This window comes from Chryseobacterium camelliae (assembly GCF_002770595.1).
GTDB classification, from domain to species: Bacteria; Bacteroidota; Bacteroidia; order Flavobacteriales; family Weeksellaceae; genus Chryseobacterium; species Chryseobacterium camelliae.
Genome location: NZ_CP022986.1, coordinates 226940 through 251733 on the forward strand (window position 1 = coordinate 226940; position 24794 = coordinate 251733).

General features: G+C 44.8%; 14 protein-coding genes. All 14 read left to right on the forward strand.

Going from position 1 to position 24794, the window contains the following annotated elements; genetic code table 11:
- Positions 1-101 precede the first annotated feature (101 nt).
- The 14 genes from CGB83_RS01060 (at position 102) to CGB83_RS01125 (ending at position 24774) form a co-directional block, all read left to right on the forward strand.
- Entirely contained in the window at positions 102-1100 is a 999-nt protein-coding gene (locus CGB83_RS01060; protein WP_100074103.1) for a sugar kinase, read from the forward strand.
- Complete coding sequence (locus tag CGB83_RS01065; protein ID WP_100074104.1) at positions 1097-1735, forward strand: bifunctional 4-hydroxy-2-oxoglutarate aldolase/2-dehydro-3-deoxy-phosphogluconate aldolase; 639 nt, start codon at positions 1097-1099, stop codon at positions 1733-1735. Before CGB83_RS01060 ends, CGB83_RS01065 begins: the two co-directional genes overlap by 4 nt.
- Positions 1736-3007 carry an MFS transporter gene (locus CGB83_RS01070; protein ID WP_100074105.1) on the forward strand — a complete coding sequence of 424 codons (1272 nt, stop codon included), beginning with the start codon at positions 1736-1738 and terminating at the stop codon, positions 3005-3007.
- A 92-nt stretch (positions 3008-3099) separates the two neighbouring features.
- On the forward strand, positions 3100-5562 hold the full coding sequence (locus CGB83_RS01075; protein WP_100074106.1) for a glycoside hydrolase family 95 protein: 2463 nt from the start codon (positions 3100-3102) through the stop codon (positions 5560-5562).
- A 299-nt stretch (positions 5563-5861) separates the two neighbouring features.
- Positions 5862-7580 (forward strand): glycoside hydrolase family 43 protein, encoded by a 1719-nt coding sequence (locus CGB83_RS01080; protein ID WP_100074107.1) that lies wholly within the window; start codon positions 5862-5864, stop codon positions 7578-7580.
- 108 nt (positions 7581-7688) lie between these two features.
- Positions 7689-9311 (forward strand): glycoside hydrolase family 43 protein, encoded by a 1623-nt coding sequence (locus CGB83_RS01085; protein ID WP_228420037.1) that lies wholly within the window; start codon positions 7689-7691, stop codon positions 9309-9311.
- A gap of 324 nt (positions 9312-9635) precedes the next feature.
- A complete protein-coding gene (locus CGB83_RS01090) occupies positions 9636-11561 on the forward strand; it encodes an alpha/beta hydrolase-fold protein (RefSeq protein ID WP_100074108.1) in 1926 nt (641 codons plus the stop codon).
- A 208-nt stretch (positions 11562-11769) separates the two neighbouring features.
- Entirely contained in the window at positions 11770-14223 is a 2454-nt protein-coding gene (locus CGB83_RS01095) for a glycoside hydrolase family 31 protein (protein ID WP_100077443.1), read from the forward strand.
- Positions 14224-14232: 9 nt separating this feature from the next.
- Positions 14233-15612 (forward strand): glycoside hydrolase family 43 protein, encoded by a 1380-nt coding sequence (locus CGB83_RS01100; RefSeq protein WP_100074109.1) that lies wholly within the window; start codon positions 14233-14235, stop codon positions 15610-15612.
- 133 nt (positions 15613-15745) lie between these two features.
- Complete coding sequence (locus CGB83_RS01105; RefSeq protein ID WP_100074110.1) at positions 15746-17764, forward strand: NPCBM/NEW2 domain-containing protein; 2019 nt, start codon at positions 15746-15748, stop codon at positions 17762-17764.
- 23 nt (positions 17765-17787) lie between these two features.
- Positions 17788-19746, forward strand: coding sequence for a glycoside hydrolase family 97 protein (locus tag CGB83_RS01110; RefSeq protein WP_100074111.1), 1959 nt, complete (start codon positions 17788-17790; stop codon positions 19744-19746).
- Between the two features lie 49 nt (positions 19747-19795).
- Positions 19796-21199, forward strand: a complete 1404-nt coding sequence (locus tag CGB83_RS01115; protein WP_100074112.1) for a glycoside hydrolase family 43 protein — start codon at positions 19796-19798, stop codon at positions 21197-21199.
- Between the two features lie 255 nt (positions 21200-21454).
- Positions 21455-22831 (forward strand): glycoside hydrolase family 43 protein, encoded by a 1377-nt coding sequence (locus CGB83_RS01120; protein ID WP_100074113.1) that lies wholly within the window; start codon positions 21455-21457, stop codon positions 22829-22831.
- A 2-nt stretch (positions 22832-22833) separates the two neighbouring features.
- A complete protein-coding gene (locus CGB83_RS01125) occupies positions 22834-24774 on the forward strand; it encodes a glycoside hydrolase family 97 protein (RefSeq protein ID WP_100077444.1) in 1941 nt (646 codons plus the stop codon).
- Positions 24775-24794 lie beyond the last annotated feature (20 nt).

Below are 24794 nucleotides of genomic sequence, written 5' to 3' on the forward strand. Positions count from 1 at the left end.
CTTTGAAAACGAAGCTCCTGCCGATAATGAAACTGAAAATTAATGAAAAGAATAGCCTTTACCGCGTGTAAACCGGAAAGGTTGGAAAAGAATATAAAACGATGGATTCAGGAAAAATACTTTGTTTCGGTGAACTGCTTCTCCACTTTGCTCCGGATTCCGCAGGAAACTGGCTTGGCGAGCAGTCCATGAAAATTTTTGTGGGCGGTGCCGAATACAATGTGGCTTCTGCACTCGCTCAGTGGAATCATCCGGTAAAACTGCTTTCGGCATTGCCTGAAAACTTTGTCGGAAAACACCTTGAAGCTCAGCTTCAACACAAAAAAATAGAAATTCTTGCTGAAAGAAGCAGTGGCAGGATCGGGACATTTTACCTGTCTTCTGATGGAGATATGCAGCATGCACAGGTCATCTACGACCGTTTTCCTTCCGTATTTACAGAATCAGACTTTTCCTCTTTCAATCCGGAGGAGATATTCGGGGGTGTTCAGTGGCTGCACATCAGCACCATTACGCCGGCTTTGAGCGAAAGTGCCTTTATGAAATGCCTGCAACTGATGAAAGAAGCGGCATCAAGGAAGATTACGGTATCTCTCGACCTGAATTACCGTGCTGCGCTTTGGCAGGGCAGAAATCCATCGGAAAAAATCCTTAAACTGATGCCGTATGTAAATGTGCTGATGGGAAATATATGGTCCATCCAGCAATTCCTGGACATTCCGGTTACCTGTGAACTGGACGGGACTTTCAATGATAAAAGCCTGCTGAAGCAGGCCGAACAGTCAGCACTGGAAATACAGAAAGCCTATCCCAATGTCGAAATGGTGGCCAATACCTTCCGTTTTACCCAGGGTGATGAAGTGAATTATTATGCAACACTGTATGCAAACCGTCAGCTTTACGTATCGGAACCGTATTATTCCGAAAAATTAGAGGAAAGAGTAGGCAGCGGTGATTCCTTTATGGCGGCGCTGATCCACGGAAAAATCAAAGGCAATCCCACACGCCAGATTTTAGAAGACGCCACAAAAATCGCTTTCAGAAAACTCTTTGTGAAAGGCGATACCATCAATGAAACCATCAATATAGAACAGTTATGAGCCAGTCAGTCATTCAGCAGATCAAAAACCAGAAAATCGTTCCGTTGTTTTACCATGAGTCCTTTGAGGTCTCAAAAAATACGGTGAAAGCTCTGTACGAAGCCGGAATCCGGGTCATAGAATATACCAACCGTGGCGTTCAGGCACTGGACAATTTCACTAAGCTAAAAGAAATTTCCGCTGAAGAATTCCCGGAACTACTGCTGGGAATCGGAACGGTAAAAAATACAAAAGAACTGGACGACTATGCAGAAGCGAAAGCCGATTTTATCATCACACCCGTCATCAGCGAAGAGCTGGTCAGCCATTCTGCGGATAAGAATATCCTGCTGATTCCGGGTTGTTTTACGCCGTCTGATGTCAATATTGCTTTTCAACATGGCCTGACCATGGTCAAAATATTCCCTGCAGATGCTTTAGGGAAAAATTACATCAAATCTATCAGGCCCGTATTCCCGGGAATGAACTTCATGCCGACCGGCGGAGTCAATGCCAATGCTGATGACATCCATGAATGGCTGAAAGGTGGTGCCGTAGCGGTTGGATTGGGAAGTGCACTGATCAGAGCAGATCTGGCTTCCGAACAGCTGACGGAAAAAGTAAAGGATTTATTACAACAACTTAACCAAAACTAAATGCAGGCTCCTAAAAACCAAAATATACGATGGTTCATGCTGTCCCTGGTCTTTCTGGCAACGACCATCAATTATCTCGACCGCCAGGTGATGGGACTTTTGAAACCCGTTCTGGAAAAAGAATTCAGATGGGACGAAAAGGATTACAGCTACATCGTCATGGCTTTTACCGCTACCTATGCCGTAGGCTATCTGGCGATGGGCAGGTTTATCGACCGGGTAGGAACCAAGATCGGCTATGCCGTTTCATTAATTGTGTGGAGTCTCGCCTCTATCGGGCATGGCTTCGTAAAAAGCACCGTAGGGTTTTTAGTAGCGAGAAGTACACTGGGAATCAGTGAGGCGGGAAATTTTCCGGCAGCCATCAAATCTGTTGCCGAATGGTTCCCGAAAAAAGAACGGGCTCTGGCAACCGGGATCTTCAATTCCGGAGCTACCGTAGGAGCCATCCTTGCTCCGCTTCTCGTGCCGTTTATTTTAGGCCATTACGGCTGGAGGCAGACTTTTGTCTGGATTGGCGCTTTGGGTTTGTTATGGATCATTTTGTGGTGGAGATTCTATTCCATTCCGGAGAAAACGAAAAAACTTAGCAGAGAAGAGCTGGAATACATTAAAAGCGATCAGGACGGGAAAACGGAGGAACAGTCAAAAGTTCCCCTCTCCGAAATCCTGAAATACAGAGTCACCTGGTCATTTGCCATCGGAAAAATCATGACGGATCCTATCTGGTATTTTTTCATGTTCTGGCTGCCGGCCTATTTTGCCGATGTGTTTAAAATGGATCTTACCAAGCCATCCATTCCGCTGATCATCATCTATAGCGGGACGACCATAGGAAGCATCGGAGGCGGGTACCTTTCCTCCATGCTGATCAAAAAAGGCTGGGACATCAGAAAGGCAAGAAGCCTTACCATGCTTCTGTTTGCCTTAATGGTCGTACCGGTGATGTTTTCAAAATATGTAGACAATATGTGGCTGATTACCATTATTATTGCTTTTGCTACTGCGGCGCACCAGGGTTGGGGAGCCAACCTGATGACTACGGTGGGAGATAAACTACCCAACAATTACGTAAGTTCCGTCATCGGTTTCGGAGGAATGCTGGGCTCGGCAGCAGGAATTATTTTCCCGCTTTTCATCGGGATTGTTCTGGACACCTTCAAGAAAGCAGGCAACATCAACGGCGGTTACAACATCATCTTTTTTATCGCCGGGATGTCCTACATTGCAGCCTGGGGAATCATCAGACTTATCAACCGAAAGAAATCATAACAGCCATATATCACTGGCAGAACTAAAAAAACACAAGAGAAGAATCATAATTTTAGTAAAAAAAGAAATATATAACTGAATATCTGAAAGTAATGATCTTTAAACCTTGCCTATTCACTTTCTGTCTTTTCATAAGCGGATCTTTCCTTGCCCAGAAAGGCTGGAAAAACAAGCTTTGGTACGACAGGCCTGCTGCCCAGTGGGTGGAAGCTCTGCCTGTCGGAAACGGGAGGCTTGCAGCAATGGTTTATGGAGATCCAAATAAAGAAAAGCTACAGCTCAATGAAAGTACCTTCTGGTCCGGTGGTCCTTCCCGCAACGATAACCCGGATGGCCCGAAATTTTTGGATTCGATCCGGTATTATTTGTTCAACGGAAATTACAAAAGAGCGCAGATCCTTGCCGACAAAAGTTTAACGGCAAAAACCCTTCACGGTTCAGCCTATCAGAATATTGGTGAGTTAACCCTTGAATTTAATATTAGTAATGATGTTAAAAATTACTACCGGGAGTTAGACATTGAAAAAGCAATCACAACGACTACATTTTCAGCCAACGGAATCAATTTTAAAAGAGAAGTTTTCGCTTCCATTCCGGACAATGTGATTGTTATTAAATTAAGTTCAGATAAAAAAAATGCGCTGAGTTTCTTCGCAGGTTTCAACAGCGAGCTCAAAAAAAACAGCAAAGCCATTGATTTCAATACCTTGCAGATGGACGGTTTGTCTTCAACTTTAGACGGCGTTCAGGGGCAGGTTAAATTTAATGCCATCGCAAAAATCCTCAACAAAGGTGGCAAAACAGAAGTTTCACAAAAAGGAATTTCAGTAAGTAACGCCAACGAAGTGATGATTCTCATTTCCATCGCCACCAATTTTACTGATTACAAAACTTTGAACACTGACGAAGTTTTAAAAAGCAAAAAATACATTTCGGAAGCAGAACCTAAAAGCTTTAATACCTTATTTAAGAACCATCTGAATGCCTATCAGAACTACTTTAAAAGAGTATATTTCGATTTAGGCACTTCCGAAGCGGCTAAAAATCCAACGGATATCAGGATTAAAAACTTTGCCACAACCTATGATCCGGAACTCATCGCACTATATTACCAGTTCGGGCGCTATCTCCTGATTTCCTCCTCACAGCCAAGCGGACAGCCCGCCAATCTTCAGGGCATCTGGAACAATTCCAACAAACCGGCCTGGGACAGCAAATACACCATCAACATCAACACGGAAATGAACTATTGGCCGGCGGAAAAAACCGGACTTCCGGAAATGCACGAACCGCTGATCCAAATGGTAAAAGACCTTAGCGAATCCGGACGAGAAACGGCAAAAACCATGTACAACAGCCGGGGTTGGGTTGTTCATCACAACACCGATATTTGGAGAATCAGCGGAGTGGTGGATTTCGCCAACGCCGGCATGTGGCCGATGGGTGGCGCATGGCTTTCCCAGCACCTTTGGGACAAATACCTGTACAGCGGAGATCTGAATTACCTCAGATCGGTTTATCCGGTTCTGAAATCCGCTGCACAGTTCTATGAAGACTTTCTTATTGAAGACCCGACCCATCACTGGCTCGTCGTAAGTCCGTCCATGTCTCCTGAAAACATTCCGCAGGGGCATCAGGGCAGTGCTCTGGCGGCTGGAAATACCATGGACAACCAACTGATGTTCGACCTGTTCACCAAAACCAGAAAAGCAGCACAGCTTCTGAATCTCGATGCAGATCAAATTCCGGTTTGGAACAGCATCATCTCTAAATTACCGCCGATGCAGATCGGGCGTTACGGCCAGTTGCAGGAATGGATGGAAGATGTTGACGATCCGAAAGACAATCACCGCCACGTTTCCCATCTGTACGGATTATTTCCGTCCAATCAAATCAACCCTTTCACGACACCGGAACTGACGGATGCAGCCAGAACGGTTCTTATTCACCGGGGCGACGTTTCCACAGGTTGGTCAATGGGCTGGAAGGTGAATCTTTGGGCGAAATTGCTTGATGGAAACCATGCTAATAAATTAATCAAAGACCAATTAACTTTAGTGGAAAAAGACGGCTGGGGCAGTAAAGGCGGAACCTATCCGAACCTGTTCGATGCCCATCCGCCGTTCCAGATCGACGGAAATTTTGGCTGTACTTCCGGGATTACCGAAATGCTCCTGCAAACCCAGAACGGTTTCATCGACATTCTTCCGGCCCTTCCGGACGAATGGAAAAACGGGAAAATTTCCGGGCTGAAAACCTATGGCGGTTTTGAAGTTAGCATCGTCTGGGAAAACAACAAAGCCAAAGAAGTCATCGTCAAATCAACACTGGGCGGAAATTGCCGATTGAGAACACCCAATGAAATGCAGCTAACTGGAAATGCAAAACTAAAAAGAGCGGAAGGCAAAAACCCGAATCTCTTTTTTGATACCCCGGAAATAAAGACACCGTTGATCTCAAAAGAGGCAAAACTGAATCCTGTTGAAATTAAAAACGAATTTATCTATGATTTTCCAACGGAGGCCGGAAAAATATATACATTAAAAATAAAATAATCAATAGGAACGATATCATCCTATTAACTATTAACGAGAAATTAGAAACCCTGAAAGGGTTGAACAACAATAGCCACAGGTGAAACCTGTGGGGAATGAATAGAAAAAATCACGAACCCTGAAAGGGTTCCACAACCATAATCACAGGTGCGGCCTGTGTAAAACCAAAAACTGATTCAAAATTTAAAATAAAAAATTAAGAAATTTATATATGAAATCGCCAGGGTTAGCAGCAAACGCAAACACCAATGAAGATACAGCGATTCCATATGACCTTTGAAAATAATCAATATCTACATATGAAAAAGAGACCCATGAATCCGAATTTTTTAAAGAACAAATTCACTCTGCTAACGGCAGCAGCGTTCTTAAGCGTGAGCAACATTTCTGCTCAGACCTTTTCCGATTTCAACTACCGTGGAAACGATAAAATATACAACGATAATCCGCTGAAACCGGACGAATTCTATTCGCCGATCCTTCAGGGGTGTTATCCGGATCCGAGCATTACGAAAAAAGGTGACGACTATTATCTGGTGAATTCATCGTTCTCCATGTTTCCTGGGGTTCCGATTTTTACGTCTAAAGATATGGTTAACTGGAAGCAGATCGGTCACGTGTTGGACAGGCCTTCTCAATTGAAAGTTGAAAAAGGAGGTGTTTCGCAGGGAATTTATGCACCGGACATCAAATACAACAAATACAACGACACCTTCTACATGATCACCACCCAGATCGCGGGCGGAGTAGGAAACATGGTCGTAAAAACCAAAGATCCTGCAAAAGGCTGGAGCGAAGTACAGAAGCTGAATTTCGATGGGATCGACCCTGCGATCTTCTTTGACGACGATGGAAAAGCGTACATCGTTCACAACGATGCACCGCCAAAGGGAACCGAGCAGTATCAGGGTCATCGTGTGATCAAAATGTGGGATTATGATCTTGAAAAAGACCAGGTAGTAGCAGGATCCGATAGAATTATTGTGAACGCCGGGGTGGATATTACCCAGAAACCGATCTGGATTGAAGGGCCGCATTTATACAAATACAAAGGGAAATATTACCTGATGTGCGCGGAAGGCGGAACCGGAGGATGGCATAGCGAAGTCATCTTCATGGCCGATTCTCCGAAAGGACCGTTTGTTCCGGCTAAAAACAACCCGATCCTGACGCAGCGGTATTTCCCGAAAGACCGCAAGGAAAAAGTAGACTGGGCAGGCCACGCCGACTTAGTAGAAGGACCGAACGGACAATGGTATGGTGTATTCTTGGCTATCCGTCCGAATGTCAACAACCGCGTGAACAAAGGCCGTGAAACATTCCTGCTTCCGGTGGACTGGAGCGGAACCTATCCGGTATTCCAGAACGGACTGGTACCGATGAAACCGAAACTGAAATTACCGGAAGGCACTCAAAACCAGACCGGACAAAACGGATTCTTCCCGAACGGAAACTTCACATATAACGATAAATTAACGGATAAAAACCTGGATTACCGTTGGATCGCTATGCGCGGGCCGCGTGAAAATTTCATCACTGCAACGAAAAACGGGGTAAAAGTGAATCCTATGGAAACTAATATCAAAGCCTTGGCTCCGGTATCCGCGTTGTTCCACAGGCTGCAGCATGAAGATTTTGAAACGTCTGTAACCCTGGATTTCAAACCGAAATCGGAAAAAGAACTCGCCGGGATTACCTGCTATCAAAGCGAAAGGTTCAACTATGTCTTCGGGATTACCAAAAAAGACAAAGACTACTATATCGTTCTCGAAAGAACCGAAAAAGGAGCCTCCAAACTGATTGCCAGCGAGAAAATTTCCCTTTCCAAAACCATTAAATTACAGGTAACCGGTGAGAATGATAACCTTAGCTTCAACTATGCACTGGACGGTAAAAACTTTAAAAACCTGGGCGGACCGGTTTCCGGAGACATCTTATCAACCGATGTAGCCGGCGGTTTCACCGGAAGCTTAATCGGGTTATACAGTACGTTGTCTAATGATATTGTACCGAATTAATCTGGCTCAATATCAATAGGAACGGGCTTTAGCCCGTTTTCACAAAAAAACAGCATCCATTTGGCTTTAGCCAAAACTTACCAAGCACCTAAACCACAATATCAAACCGTGAATATTAAAAAATCATTTTATATAGTTTCTTTTTTGGGATTTATCGGGCTGAATTCAATTTCAGCCCAGGTAAATCCTTTTCAGAAAGCAACGACAGCATTTACCAATCCCATCATCTGGGCGGATGCTCCGGACTTATCCATTACCCGGAACGGTGATGACTTTTACCTCATCAGCACCACGATGCACCTCATGCCGGGCGCTCCGGTCATGCATTCCAGAGACCTGGTGCACTGGGAAATGTCGAGCTATGTTTTTAATACCTTAAATGACAATTCCAAATACGATCTGCTGAACGGAACCGTTTACGGTCGCGGACAGTGGGCCTCTTCCATCCGGTATCACAAAGGGAAATATTACGTTTTGTTTTCCCCAAATGACGAACCGTTCAAATCATATTTTTACGTTACCGACAATCCCGAAAAAGGAAACTGGAAGCTGTTGACGAGAACAAGGCATTTTCATGATGCGTCTTTGCTGTTTGACGATGACGATCGGGTGTATGTCTTCACTTCCAATAAGGTTTTTGAACTGAGCCCGGATTTTAAAACCATTATCGGAAATCCTGACGGAACGGAAGTTTTCCAAAAGGATGCCTCGGAAACCGGACTGCTGGAAGGCAACCAGATCATTAAAAAAGATGGGAAATATTACATGATGATGATTTCCTGGCCAAGAGGCGGGAAGCGCCGTCAGGAAGTGTACAGAGCGGATAAAGTCACCGGGCCTTTTGAGAAGAAAGTCGTTCTCGAAGATAACTTTTTAGGGTTTTCCTACGCCGGGCAAGGTGCTCTGATTGATGATAAAAACGGCAACTGGTATTCCCTGATCTTTCAGGACAGAAATGGAGTAGGTCGGGTTCCGATTCTAATTCCGGTAAAATGGGAAAACGGCTGGCCGATATTGGGCGACAATGGAAAAGTACCTTTAAAAGGAGAAGTTCCTCTTCCGCCGTTTAAGCCGAAAAATCACCTGGTAGAAAGCGACGAATTTACCGATAAGAAAATGAAAATCCAATGGCAATGGAATCATAATCCCGTCAATTCAGCCTGGTCGTTATCCGAAAGAAAAGGATTTTTAAGACTAAAAACATCCAGGATTGTAGATAATGTATATCTCGCTCCGAATACGCTCACCCAAAGAATGGAAGGTCAGGAATGCAGCGGAGTTGTAGCCTTGGATGTTAAAGGAATGAAGGACGGTGATGTGGCAGGTTTCAGTGCATTCAATGGTGATTCCGGGATTCTGTCTATCGTAATGGAAGACGGCAAAAAGTTTGTCACTTTTGAAAGTAATGAAGTCAGTCTCGATAACAAAACCAAGGCGGTTACTGGGGTTAAAAAAGAAGAGAAAAAACGGATTCTGCTCAATTCAGACAAGGTTTATTTTAAAATTGATGCCGATTTTAACCTGGGGAAAGACCTGGCGGATTTTTATTACAGCACCGATCAGAAAAACTGGACCGAAATGGCAAAAGATTACAAAATGATTTTTGATTACCGGAGATTATTCATGGGTTCCAAGTTTGCGGTTTTCAATTATGCCACCAAAAGCCTGGGCGGTTTTGTAGATGTCGACTTTTTCAGGGTCAAAACAGATTTAGACACAATAGAGGAATAAAGCTCCGCAGGAGTAACCTGTTAATAGAAAGTAGTGATAATGACGGCAAGCATAGCTCCATGGGAGCGGCCTTATAATAGATTAATGATGGACAAGTAATTAGTATAAAGGTTCAAGCACCAAAAGAAAGCTCCATAGGAGCACCGTGTTAATAGCAAAATATTGGCAATACCAGCAAAATGAAGCTCCGTAGGAGCGACCTGTCAATAACAAGTCCGTTTATAAAACAACGGTCAACCCATAATAAAATGAAAAAAAATAAACCCTTGCCGGTCTTATTTTTTTGCCTAAATTAATAAGTGTAAAAATTACAAATAAAAACCAATGAAAATTACATCTCTACTCATTATAGGCGCATCGCTGATCGTAATACCGATAGCCGCTCAGAATACACAGCGCCAAGCACCTGCGGGATTTGATGTGGCAAATGCCGGGATTCCCCATGGCAAAATAGACTCTATACAATATCCTTCAAAAACGGTCGGGGTTACTAGAAAAGCATTGGTATATACGCCGCCGGGCTTCAAAAAGGGGACAAAATACCCGGTCCTGTACCTGCTTCACGGCATCGGAGGGGATGAAAAAGAGTGGTACAAAAACGGAACGCCGCAGATCATTTTGGATAACCTGTATGCACAGGGAAAACTCACACCGATGATCGTCATCCTTCCCAATGGACGGGCCATGAAGGACGACCGGGCGACCGGAAACATTATGGCTAAAGACAAAGTGGAAGCATTTGCGACTTTTGAAAAAGATTTACTGAATGATCTGATTCCATATGTAGAAAAGAAATTCCCGGTAAAAAAAGACCGGGAAAACCGGGCGATTGCCGGACTGTCCATGGGAGGCGGACAAACCCTGAACTTCGGACTGGGGAATATCGACAAATTTGCCTGGGTAGGAGGCTTCTCATCCGCTCCGAATACGAAAGAACCACAGCTTTTGCTGTCGAATCCTAAAAAGGCGAAAGAATTAAAGCTGCTCTGGATTTCCTGCGGTGATGCGGACGGACTCATGCCGTTCAGCAAAAGGACCCATGATTACCTGGCCCAGAATAAAATCCCGCACATTTTCTACATCGAGCCGGGCGGCCATGACTTCAAAGTCTGGAAAAACGATCTGTACATCTTTTCACAATTGATCTTCAAACCGGTTGATAAAACCACTTTTTCAGATTTTACCGTATTGGGTCTGCCCGCCGAAACCAACATCAGGAATGCGCAGTACCCGCAGATCATGCCCAACGGAAAAGCCATCTTCAGGGTGAAAGCGCCGGAAGCACAGAAAGTTCAGATCGATCTCGGGAAAAAATACGACCTGACCAAAGATTCGGACGGCGTTTGGAAAACCACCACCGATTCTTTAAGCGAAGGATTCCATTACTATTCGATGGTCATTGACAATGTACCTGTGGCTGACCCTTCAAGCAAATCCTTTTACGGAATGGGCAGATACGCCAGCGGGATCGAAGTGCCGTTTGCGGGTGATGGCTATTATGCGATGAAAGACGTTCCGCATGGGGACATCAGGATCCAGAATTTCTTCTCGAAAGTAACTAACTCCTGGAGAAGAGTGTTCATTTACACACCGCCGGGCTACGATAAAAATACTGCTGATTCTTACCCGGTGCTGTACATCCTGCACGGAGGCGGTGAGGATGAAAGCGGATGGGCCATGCAGGGAAAAACCAACCTGATTATGGATAACCTGATCGCCGAAGGCAAAGCCAAACCGATGATCGTTGTGATGCCGGATGCCAATATCGGACCTGCGGGCTTCGGAAGCTTCGGAGCGAGAAACCTGCAGATGTTTGATAAAGAACTGAAAGAATCGGTAATTCCATTTGCCGAAGCCAATTTCAGAATTAAAAAAGATGCGGCGAATAGAGCGTTGGCCGGACTTTCAATGGGTGGAATTTATACGCTGCATACGGGCGTTCAGAACTCGGAGATGTTTTCTTCTCTGGGCGTCTTCAGTTCTGGCTGGATCCTGCCGTCGCTTCAGGAAGTAGCGGATAGCGAATATAAATTTATGACGGATAACAAGTCGAAAATCAATTCCAACCTGAAAAACTTCTGGATATCGATGGGTGGAAAAGAAGACATCGCCTATAAAAACTGCCAGGTGATGATGAAAAAGCTGGATGATGTAGGCATTAAATACACGTACTCCGAATATCCGGGCGGTCACACCTGGCCGGTTTGGAGAAACAACCTGTACAACTTTGCCCAGCTGCTTTTTAAATAGCAATATACAAAATCAATATCCCTTGAATTTTTGACTAAATAAAGATTGAGATCAAATAATACATAACTTCATAGAAAACGTATACGGCGGCAAGTCTGTATACCACTCAAAAAAAACACCACAAGTCATTTGCAGCATTCTGCAGCGGACAACTTTGAAATTTGATGAAAAAAAGAGATCTGAACCTGATTTCAAATCCTCTTATGCCATGAAATACAAAGATATCAACCTTAAAAAAGCAACATTCACCGTAATAATGATCACGGCGGGATGGAGTCATTCGGTCTACGCACAGGCCTACGTTAAAAATGATTCGGGACTGAGCCTTACCGCTGACCGGATGGATGTAAAAGTAATGTTTTACGCGCCCGGTATCGTACGGGTAGTAAAATACCCTGCTGGTAAACCATTTTCAAAAAGAAGTCTGGCAGTGATTAAAAAAGAACAAAAAACCCAATTTTCCATTTTGGAAAAGGACGGTTCTATTGTATTAAAATCAAATGCTCTACAGCTTTCCATTGATGCTAAAACCGGAAAAATATTGTACCGGTCACCATTAGGACAGGAGCTTCTGAAAGAAACCGGAAGCGGTTTCAGGCCCTTTAATGATACCGGAAATCAAACCTATTCTGTGTCTCAATCATTTCAATTGGAAAAAGATGAACCGATCTATGGTTTAGGAATTCTTCAAAACGGGAAAATGTCCCAGCGGAATACGGATGTCAAGATGATCCAGAACAACACCTGGGATTTTGTGCCGTTTTTCCAGTCGGTAAAGGGCTACGGTGTCTTTTGGGACAACTATTCTCCTACGCAGTTTACCGATACCCCGCACAAAACCTCTTTCTCTTCAGAAGTAGGCGAAGGTGTGGATTATTATTTTATCTACGGGAAAAATGCCGACGGCGTGGTGGCAGGAATGCGGAACCTGACGGGAAATGTACCGATGCTTCCGCTTTGGACCTACGGCTACTGGCAGAGCAAAGAACGCTACAAAAGTCAGGATGAACTGGTAGATGTAGTGAAAAAATACAGGGAATTAAAAGTCCCTCTTGACGGAATTATTCAGGATTGGCAGTATTGGGGAAACAATTACCAATGGAACGCGATGGATTTCATCAGTCCCGATTTTCCTGATGCCCCAAAAATGATGAAGGATATTCATGACAGGAATGCACATCTTTCTGTTTCCATCTGGTCGTCATTCGGGCCGATGACCCATCCGTACCGGGAAATGGATCAGAAAGGAATGCTGTTCAACTTTAAAACCTGGCCGGAATCGGGAAGGGAAGTCTGGCCGCCGGATATGAATTATCCTTCCGGAGTACGTGTATACGATGCGTACAATCCCGAAGCCCGGAACGTGTACTGGAAATATCTGAACAAAGGTCTTTTCAGCCTCGGCATAGATTCCTGGTGGATGGATTCTACCGAGCCGGATCATCTCAGCCAGAAACCTGAAGATCTGGATACAAAGACTTATTTGGGCTCATTCCGAAAAGTGAGAAATGCGTATCCTTTAATGACGGTCGGCGGAGTGTACGATCACCAACGCGAAACAACGAGTGACAAAAGGGTTTTTATTTTAACAAGATCAGCTTTTGCCGGACAGCAACGATACGGAGCCAATACCTGGTCGGGTGATGTCAACTCTTCCTGGGATATGTTGCGCAATCAGGTTCCTGCGGGTTTAAATTTCAGCCTTACCGGAAACCCGAATTTCAATTCCGATATCGGCGGCTTCTTTTCCGGAGTCTATAAAAGAAACGGAGGTGCCAAAAACCTGCTGTTTCAGGAATTGTACGTGCGTTGGTTGCAGTACGGCACTTTCACTCCGATGATGCGTTCCCACGGAACCGATGTACCGAGAGAAATCTATCAGTTCGGACAGAAAGGTGATGTGGTGTACGATGTGATTGAGAAATTCATCAAATTGCGTTACAGTATGTTGCCGTACATTTATTCGACCTCGTGGGATGTTTCTGAAAATAATTCAAGTTTCCTGAGAGCTCTGGCGATGGATTTTTCTTCAGATCAAAAAACCTGGGACATAAACAATGAATATCTTTTCGGAAAGTCATTTTTAGTGGCTCCGGTTCTCAATGCCCAGTATACTCCGGAAAAAATCATCACCACCGATGAAAATGAGGGATGGAACAAAAAACAGGAAAGCGGGGAAAATGTTCCTTCCAAAGTAGATTTCACACAAAACAAAACCGTGAAAGTCTATCTTCCGGCTGGTGCAGAATGGTTCGACTTCTGGACGAATGAAAAACACAAAGGCGGCCTGGAAATTCACAAAAACGTTAATATTCAAAGTATTCCGCTATATGTAAAAGCGGGAAGCATTATTCCGTTTGGTCCTGACGTGCAATATGCAACAGAGAAAAAATGGGACCATCTCAAGGTAAAAATTTATCCGGGAACGGATGCAGATTTTGTTTTGTACGAGGATGAATTCGACAATTACAACTACGAGAAAGGTGCGTTTACCGAAATCCCTTTTCACTGGAACGAAAAATCAAAAACTTGTACTATAGAAGCCAGGAAAGGCAGATATAACGGGATGATTGAAAAAAGAAATTTCAGCTTAATCCTTCCCAATGGCCAACAGAAAACAGTGGAGTATTCCGGGAAAAAAATCAATGTAAATTTTAAATAATCTTAAGGTATGATAAAGAAATTTTTAAGTGTAACCATTGTTTTAGGATTTTTCCAGCTTTCGTTGGCCCAGAATCCCATCATCCAGACCAAATTCACTGCCGACCCTGCGCCGATGGTGTATAAAGACACGGTTTTCCTTTATACCAGCCATGATGAGGACGATGCTTTCGGGTTTAAAATGAAAAACTGGCTGCTGTACACTTCTACGGATATGGTCAACTGGACCGATCATGGTGTTATCGCTTCCCTTAAAGATTTTAAATGGACGGATCCGGAAAACGGAGCCTGGGCGCCTCAGGTCATCGAAAGAAACGGCAAATTTTATATGTACTGTCCGATGCCCGGACAGAGAGGGATCGGCGTCTTGGTAGCAGACAGTCTGTACGGCCCTTTCACGGATCCGATCGGGAAACCGTTGGTTAAAAATTCATCCGATGACATCGACCCGACCGTTCTGATCGATGACGACGGACAGGCATATCTCTATTGGGGAAATCCGAATCTCTGGTATGTGAAGCTGAACGAAGATATGATTTCGGTGAAAGGCGAAGTCGTGAAAGATCCGTCCATTGCCAAAGTAAAAGGGGCAGCCGATCCTTTTCATTATCAGGAAGGACCGTGGGCGTGGAAAAGAAACGGGAAATATTATATGGCTTACGCTTCGACCTGCTGTCCCGAAGGAATGGGCTATGCCATGGGAAAATCAGCGACCGGACCGTGGGAATTCAAAGGAATGATCATGGACAGCGACAGACGTTCCAACGGGAACCATCCCGGAATCATCGATTATAAAGGAAAAACGTATGTTTTCGGATTTAATTACAATATCGGAAAACAGACCATGAGCAAGCATTACGAACGCCGTTCCGTATGCATCAGCGAAATGAAATATAATGCCGACGGGACCATCCAGAAACTTCCGTTCTGGAATCCGGAAGGCGTAAAAAGAATAGGAACCCTCAATCCGTACAACCGGATAGAGGCGGAAACCATCGCATTCAGTGAAGGCTTAAAAACCGAAAAGATGACCGAGTGGGAAAGGAACAATCCGTATGACACCGGAAAAAAAATCACCGACCGGATCGTAGTTTCTTCCATCAACAACGGCGATTATCTCAAAGTTCAGGGCGTAGATTTCTCCAGGGGAGCACAATCAATCGAAGTTTCCGTAGCACCTTTGTATGGCGGAACGATCGAAATCCATACCGATGCGGTGGACGGACCGATTTTAGGAACCGTAAAAGTAATCGGTAAAGCGGAAGGCGATGTTTTCAGAACGATTAAAACACCGGTAAAAAATACCAAAGGCATCCACGACCTCTATTTTGTTTTCAAAGGAGATAAAGACCTTTTCTATTTCGATTGGTGGAAGTTTAATGCAAATTAAATTGGTTTGGATTTGAATTTAAGAATATCAATAGGAATGGGCTTTAGCCCATTTAACAAAGAGAATAAGGCGTGTGGCTTTAGCCAAAACATATTGTTATAAGTTATATTAATTATCAGTTAAAATTTTAAAAATGTCCAGATTTAAATTTTTTGTTCTCAGCTTTCTCAGTGCCGGATGCTGTTTAAATGCACAGTCAACCGTCTGGCTGGATCAACTGGACCTGAGCGTTGCTACGCAGGGAAACGGAAAACCGGGCGTCAATACTTCGGTGGACGGAAAACCTTTAATGGTTGCCGGCGAAGTGTTTAAAAGAGGTTTCGGAACCCACGCCGAAAGTTCTTTGCTGATTAAACTCAATGGAAAAGCCACAAAATTTTCGGCACTGGTCGGACTCGACGATGAAATGAAAGGCCACGATCCCGCGGTGGAATTTGAAATTTACGGCGACAACAAAAAGCTCTGGTCAAGCGGCGTTATGCATCTCGGCGACAAAGCCAAACCCGTTTCGGTATCGTTAAAAGGAATCAAACAGCTGGAACTGGTCGTTGCAGACGGCGGTAACGGTCCGTATTACGATCACGCCGATTGGGTGAATGCCCGGTTTGAAACCGCAGGCGTTTCCACATTGGAGACTTTCAATCCGATTGCTTCCGAACCTTATATTTTAACCCCAAAACCGGCAGCCACCCCAAAAATCAACTCTGCCACGGTTTACGGCGTTCGTCCGGGTTCACCATTTCTGTTCAGGATCGCAGCGACTGGCGACCGGCCGATGACTTTCGCCGCAAAAAATCTTCCGGAAGGATTAAAAATAGATCCACAAACCGGAATTATCACCGGAAAAATTGCTCAAAAAGAAACGTATGAAGTTGAATTAATGGCTAAAAATGCCAAGGGTTCAGCCTCGAAAAAATTAAAAATAGAATCCGCCGACCGGATTGCCCTGACGCCGACTATGGGATGGAACAGCTGGAACTGTTTCGGACACGAAGTTTCGGCCGATAAAGTGAAACGTGCTGCCGATGCTTTGGTTAAATCAGGACTTGTCAACCACGGCTGGAACTATATCAACATCGATGATTCCTGGCAGTACAACCGGAACGGAAAAGACCCGTCTTTCAATGGGCAGTTCCGGGATAAAGACGGGTATATTTTAACCAACTCCAAATTTCCGGACATGAAAAACCTTGGCGATTATATCCATGGAAACGGTCTCAAAATGGGGATTTATTCCTCTCCTGGACCGTGGACCTGCGGCGGATGTGCCGGAAGCTACGGCTACGAAAAACAGGATGCCGAAAGCTACGCCCAATGGGGTGTCGATTACCTCAAATACGACTGGTGCAGCTACGGCGGCGTGATCGACGGACTGCCGGATCACGATCCGAATAAAGTTCCTTCACTGGCATTCAACGGCGGTAGCGATTTGGATAAAGGCGTAAAACCTTTTAAACTGATGGGAAATTTACTCAGACAACAGCCCAGGGATATCGTCTACAACCTCTGCCAATACGGAATGGGCGACGTCTGGAAATGGGGAGATGAAGCCGATGCCCAATCCTGGCGCACCACCAACGATATTACCGATACCTGGGCCAGTGTAAAAAATATTGCCCTAGCTCAGGACAAAGCCGCTCCCTACGCCAAACCCGGCAACTGGAACGATCCCGATATGCTGGTTGTCGGCGTAGTCGGCTGGGGAAATCCGCACCAAAGCAAGCTGAAACCGGATGAACAATACCTTCACATCAGTCTTTGGAGCATCTTTTCCGCACCGCTACTAATCGGGTGTGACCTTGAGAAAATGGATGATTTTACCTTAAATCTTTTAACCAACGATGAAGTCATTGCCGTTAATCAGGATGCATTGGGAAAACAGGGCGTTTGTTTAAACACCCTTGGCGAACTGAAAATCTATGTGAAAGACCTTGAAGACGGCGGCAAAGCGATGGCCTTTGCCAATTTCGGAAGGGAAAAAGTAAAGCTCGCTTATAAGGATTTTAAAAAACTGGGAATTTCCGGAAATCAGACGGTGCGCGATCTGTGGAGACAGAAGGATATTGCGAAAATCAATACCGGTATGGGAAGCCTGGCACTGGATATTCCGGCGCACGGGGTAGCCTATTATAAATTCATTTCAAATCAATAATTTAAATAAAATTTGAAAATCAAATGAATATTATTAAAAACCATATTAATCCGAAAATCTTTTCAAAAGCAGCTTTATACCTCGTTTTTTTACTTGGAAGCATGTTGGTTTCTGCAAATAATCTGCTGGTCAAATCTCCGAATGGTAAGATTATAGTGAATGTTTTACATTCAGATCGTTCCGGGAACGGAAGATGGTTTTTGAATGTGAACTATAATGATAGCGGTAAATTGACAGAAGCCATTTCTACCATTGATCTGGGATTGATACTTTCAGACAATATTTCTTTTGATAATATCACTTTTTTAAAAGCTTCAAAACCTGTTCTGATCAGGGAAAGTTATACCATGCCCCACGGAAAATCTTCTCAGAGAACTAATCTGGGAAATGAAGTGGTTTTCACTTTTCAGAATCGGGAAAAGAAAAAAATGGAGGTCATCCTTCGGGTGTATAACGACGGGATTGCTTTCCGGTATTCACTTTCCGGAAAAGGAAATTATACGGTGATGGATGAATTGACTTCCTACACCGTTGGCAACGAAACCGCACGCTGGACTGAAAAATGGAATCCCGCCAATGAAGGCCTGTATTCCGCGATGGCGGGCGATACAACCCAGCAGGAAGAGTGGGGCTATCCGGCCTTGTTTCAGATCAAAGAGAAGAACTGCTGGTTTTTGCTGCACGAGTCGGCTGTTGACGGAAATTACTGCGGTTCCAAACTCAGCAACAAATCCGATAAAAATAAATATAAAATAACGTTTCCGGACCCGAAAGACGGTCGCGGAAAAGGAGACTCACTGCCTAAAATTACCTTTCCCTGGAAATCGCCTTGGAGAGTGATCATTATCGGGAGTCTCAATGATGTTGTCACTTCCACATTGGTTGATGACGTTGCGCCGCCTTCTGTCATCAAAAATACGGACTGGATAAAACCGGGAGCCGTTTCCTGGAACTATTGGTCCGATAACCATGGAACCAGAGACTTTAAAACGGTCTGCACATTTGCCGATCTGGCCGTCGCCATGAACTGGACGTATACCTTGCTCGATTGGGAATGGGATGCCATGGGCAACGGCGGCAACCTGGACGATGCTTTGAAATACATTCGTTCCAAAGGGATCAAACCGTTGATGTGGTACAATTCCGGCGGCGACCATACCTGGGTTTCTTCCACTCCGAAAGACCGGATGCTTACCCATGAAAACAGAGTGGAAGAATTTTCAAAGCTCAGAAAATTGGGCGTTGCCGGCGTAAAAGTCGATTTTTTTGAGAGCGAAAAGCAGGAGATGATTCAGTATTATATCGATATTCTGGAAGATGCGGCGAAGTTTGAAATGATGGTCTATTTTCATGGCTGCCTGGTTCCGAGAGGCTGGGCGAGGACCTATCCGAACCTGCTGACCTACGAAGCCGTTCGCGGTGCCGAATGGTACAACAACGGCCCGGAATTTACCGCCACGGCACCTGTTCACAACACCATTTTGCCTTTTACACGGAATGTGGTGGGTTCCATGGATTATACACCGGTCACTTTTACCAATTCACAGTTTCCGCATCTGACTTCATATGGTCATGAGCTGGCATTAAGTGTCCTGTTTGAATCTGCGCTTCAGCACTTTGCCGACCGGCCGGAAGGCTATTCCGACTTGCCGGATGCGCCGAAGCAATTTTTAAAAGAAGTTCCCACAAGTTGGGACGAAACGGTTTTGTTGCAGGGCTTTCCCGGAAAAGAGGCGGTGCTGGCAAGAAGGAAAAGCCAGAAATGGTATATCGGCGGAATCAACGGAGAAAATATCGAAAAGAACATTAAAATCACCTTTGATTTCTTAGAAAAAAATAAGAAGTATAAGTTAAGACTGATAAAAGACGGGAAGCACGATAAGCAGCTGGTGACCGATGATCTGGTAATCGGAAGTGCAGACTCCGTTACAGTGAAAGAGTTGAGGAGAGGAGGTTTTGCTGCGGTAATTTCACCGTTGTAATTCAGCAATCTTAAATAATCGTACAGTCAGAAAATTAAAATAACAGTTAATGAAAAATATAAAAACAATACTAGCCCTGATAGCCTGCAGTCTGGGATCTGCGGTTTCCGCACAGAACCCGGTGATCCAGACGCACTTCACACCTGATCCGGCGCCGATGATTTACAAAGGTAAGATGTATCTATATACTGGGGACGACCAGCCGGGATTCGATTTTTATACGATGACGAAATGGCATGTGTATTCATCGGATGATATGGTGAACTGGACCGATCACGGTTCTCCGGTTTCGCTCGAATCGTTCAGCTGGGCAAGAGACCGGGCATGGGCGGCACAATGTGTAGAGCGCAACGGCAAATTTTACTGGTACATCTGTGTCCAGACGGTGGACAACAATATGGCCATCGGCGTGGCGGTCTCCGATAGTCCGGCTGGCCCTTTCAAAGATGCTCTGGGGAAACCGCTGGTGACCACGGCAACCTGGGACAATATCGACCCAACGGTTTTTATCGATGATGACGGACAGGCCTATCTGTATTGGGGAAACAGCAAACTGTTTTATGTAAAGCTCAATAAAGATATGACTTCCTTCAACGGGAAAATCACGGAAATTCCGCAGTCAGTCGAAGCTTTCGGCGGGATGAGACGTCCCGGGAAAAGTGATGAGGTCCTGCAGAAACAGGAAAAATTCGACGACGTCTACGTGGAAGGGCCGTGGCTATACAAACGCAACAAGCAGTATTACATGATGTACGCAGGAATGACCAATAGAACGGAATGTTTGTCTTATGCAACCAGCGCGTCCCCAACCGGACCATGGAAATACCAGGGAAAAATCATGACCGACCAGCCCACCAACAGCTTTACCAACCACGGTGGAATTATTGATTACAAAGGAAAATCCTACCTCTTCTACCACAACGCTTTATTGCCGAACGGAGGCAGCTATGGGCGTTCAACGGCGATTGAAGAATTTAAATACAATCCTGACGGCAGCATTCCGAAAATCAAAATTACCAAAGAAGGCGTAAATCCTGTCGGTACCTTAAACCCATACCAGAGAAACGAAGCCGAAACAATGGCCTGGTCGGAAAAATGCACCACTTCCGAAAATAAGAAGACCGGCGTTTACGTTTCCGACATCAGGACCGGAGGCTACATCAAAGTCCGTGCAGTCGATTTTGGAAAAGGTGCATCTGAATTTTCCGCATCTGTAGCCGCAGGCATCGACGGCGGCATCCTGGAAGTTCATTTGGATGATGTAAAAGGCACTAAGATCGCCCAGATCGAAATCCCGAGAACCGGTGGCTGGGAAGAATTTAAAACCCTGACCTCCAAAATCTCAGAATCCGTCTCCGGCATCCACGATGTCTACTTTGTTTTCCAAGGAAAGAACATCACCGCCGGCAGAAAGCTGTTCAACTTCGATCACTGGAGTTTCAAGAAAAAATAGAAATTTAATCACAAAGCATTATTTAACCACAAAAGTTGCAAAAGATATTGATGCTGCATAGTAAAGTTAAATAGAAAACGTGAAACAAGTCCGCAAAAGCTTTTAAAAATCTTTGATTTTTAATCTCATGTGTTCTAAAAATATGCGCAATAATTAAAACTAAAAAAATCTAATGTGCCTCATGTGTTAAAAGCTTTTGTGACTTTTGTGGTTATATAAAACGCCCTTAGTACTCAAAAAAATGAAATAGAAAATATGAAAAAGACCTTACAATCCATACTCGGCCTTCTCCTGATCGGATGTTCAGCGAATTTGTTCGGCCAGAATCCTATCATTCAGACCAACTACACCGCCGATCCGGCACCGATGGTCTACAACGGCAGGCTGTACGTATACACCACGCATGATGAAGACGATTCCACCTGGTTTACCATGAACGACTGGAAAGTCTATTCCACCGACGATATGGTGAACTGGACCGATCACGGAACCATCCTTTCCTACAATGATTTCGACTGGGCCAAGCGGGATGCCTGGGCCGCGCAATGCGTTGAAAGAAACGGCAAATTTTTTATGTACGTTCCGATGTGGTCGAAAACCAATAACAAAGGCGCGATCGGTGTGGCGGTGGGCGATAGTCCGTTCGGGCCGTTTCACGATCCGCTGGGAAAACCTCTGGTGCAGAGCGAATGGGGCGATATTGATCCGACCGTTTTCGTGGACGATGACGGACAGGCCCACATGTACTGGGGAAACCCGAAGCTGAAATATGTGAAGCTGAATGAAAATATGATTTCCTATTCCGGCGATATCGTAGAAGTTCCGATGACCGCAGAATCTTTCGGCAAAAGGGACGGAAAAGAAAACCCGGAAAGACCAACGAAATATGAAGAAGGCCCGTGGCTCTACAAAAGGAAAAACCTGTATTACTTGTTCTGGCCGGGCGGTCCGCTTCCTGAATTCATTGGCTATTCCACCAGCAAAAGTGCGCAGGGACCATGGAAATACGGCAGAATTGTCATGCCAACCGAAGGGAAATCGTTTACCAACCATCCGGGAGTGATTGACTTTAAAGGCAAAACCTACTTTTTCTACCATAATGGGGCGTTGCCCGGCGGAAGCGGATTTACAAGGTCAGTGAGCATCGAAGAACTTAATTTTAATAAAGACGGTTCCATTTCGCCCATTAAAATGACGAATGGAATCATCAAAGCCATTGCAACTGTCAATCCGTACAGCTTCAACCACGCCGAAACCATCGCCTGGTCGGAAAATGTAAAATCTTATCAGAACAAAGAAGCCGGCGTGTTTGTCAAGGCTAAAAAAAGCGGCGCGTACACTAGCGTGAAAAATGTTGACTTCGGTAAAAAAGGACCTTTAAATTTCACGGCAAGAGTCGGAACCACGCACAACAGTGAGGTAACGATGGATGTTCATCTGGACAGCCTTACCGGACCGGTGGTGGCCACAGTAAAAGTTCCGCTAACCGGAGGCGACGATCGCTGGGAAACCGTGAAAGCCGAAGTGAAGGAAAAAACAACCGGGGTTCACGACCTGTATTTTGTGTTTAACGGAAAAGCCGCAAAAGATGTGATGTTTTTCGATTACTGGACCTTTCTTGAAAATAAATGATTATGAATAAACTATTTTTAAAACTATCAATCATCCTGGGTATTCTCCTCCTGAATACCGTTTTTGCCCAGGTCGCCGAAGTCTCGAGCCCTGACGGAAAGCTAAAGCTGAATGTCTTCTCAGAAGACGGAAAAGCACTGTACAAGGTGATTTTTCAGGGGAAAACCATGCTGGAAAAATCACCATTGGGCCTTGTTACCAATGAATCTGATTTTTCTAAAAATTTAAAATTTATCGACAGCAAAAAAGACCAGGTTTCCAAAACCTACACCAACGAGAAAATCAAAAAGTCGGAAGTCAATTATAAGGCTAATGCATTGACGGTAAATTTCAGCAATGCAGACCAGTACAACATCGGGATTGAATTCCAGGTGAGCAATAACAATATCGCTTTCCGGTACGATATTCAGCCGATGAAAGACCGTTTGAGTGCGGTCGTACAGTCGGAAATGACGGGATACCGGTTTCCTTCGCTGACCACGACCTTCCTTTCTCCGATGATGAAGCCGATGACCGGTTTTGCCAGAACCGCTCCAAGCTACGAAAGCGGCTACAAAGCCGATGCGGAATTAGGAATGAAAAGCGATTATGGCTACGTTTTCCCTGGACTCTTCCACGTTGGAAACAATGGCTGGATCCTCCTTTCCGAAACCGGCGTGAACAGCCTGTACTGCGCTTCCCATCTGGATACCACACCGGAAAAGACTCTTTACAAAGTCGCGTACCCGAATATGGCGGAAAATAATGGTTTCGGAAGTACCGGAGCGGCCATTTCACTGCCGGGAAAAACGCCGTGGAGAACCATCACGGTTGGCGAATCCTTAAAGCCGATTGTTGAAACCACGATTCCTTTTGATGTCGTAGATCCGATGTATGCGCCTTCGCAGAAATACAGTTTCGGGAAATCGACCTGGAGCTGGATCCTGTGGCAGGACAACAGCATGAATTACGACGACCAGAAAAAATTCATCGATCTTGCCGCGGCAATGGACTACCAGTTTATCCTGATGGATGCGCTTTGGGATAAAAACATCGGCAAAGATAGGATGAGAGAACTTGTTCAGTATGCAAAATCTAAAAACGTGGGCGTAATGCTCTGGTACAATTCCAACGGAGCGGCCAATGATGCACCGATGGGTCCGAGAAACAAAATGAGCTCGTCAATCGAACGTAAAAAAGAAATGAAATGGCTCAAAGAAATCAGTGTAAAAGGACTGAAAGTCGATTTCTTCGGCGGTGACAAGCAGGAAACGATGAAGCTGTACGAAGACATCCTTTCCGACGCCAATGATTTCAGATTAACAATAATTTTCCACGGCGCTACTTTACCGAGAGGCTGGGAAATAATGTACCCGAATTATGCCGGAAGCGAAGCGGTTTTGGCCTCCGAAATGCTGTATTTCTCAGAAGATGTCCGCAAGCAGGAAGCTTTCTTCGCCTCGTTGCACCCGTTCATCCGGAACACGGTCGGAAGCATGGAATTCGGCGGAACGTTTCTCAATAAATATTTAACCAAATCTAATACGGAAAAAAATAAACGGTACACGACCGACGGCTTCCAATTGGCCACGGCGGTGCTTTTCCAGAATCCGGTTCAGATGTTTGCCATCATGCCGAACAATCTTACCGATGCTCCGAAATTCGAGCTTGATTTTATGAAAGAAATCCCGACCTTGTGGGACGAAACGGTTTTCATCGACGGCTATCCCGGAAAATATTCCGTTATTGCCAGAAGACACCAGGACCAATGGTACATTGCCGGCGTGAATGCTGAAAACTCCGTTCAGAAACTGACTTTGAAACTTCCGATGCTGGCCGGAAAGACGGTAAAATTCATCAACGATGATGCAAAAGGGATAACTTCCGAAAAATCCGTGACAATCAATAAAAACGGGGAATTGAAAATAGAAATCCAATCCAAAGGCGGATTTGTGATTCATTAATCCTGATGTTAAATTTAAAA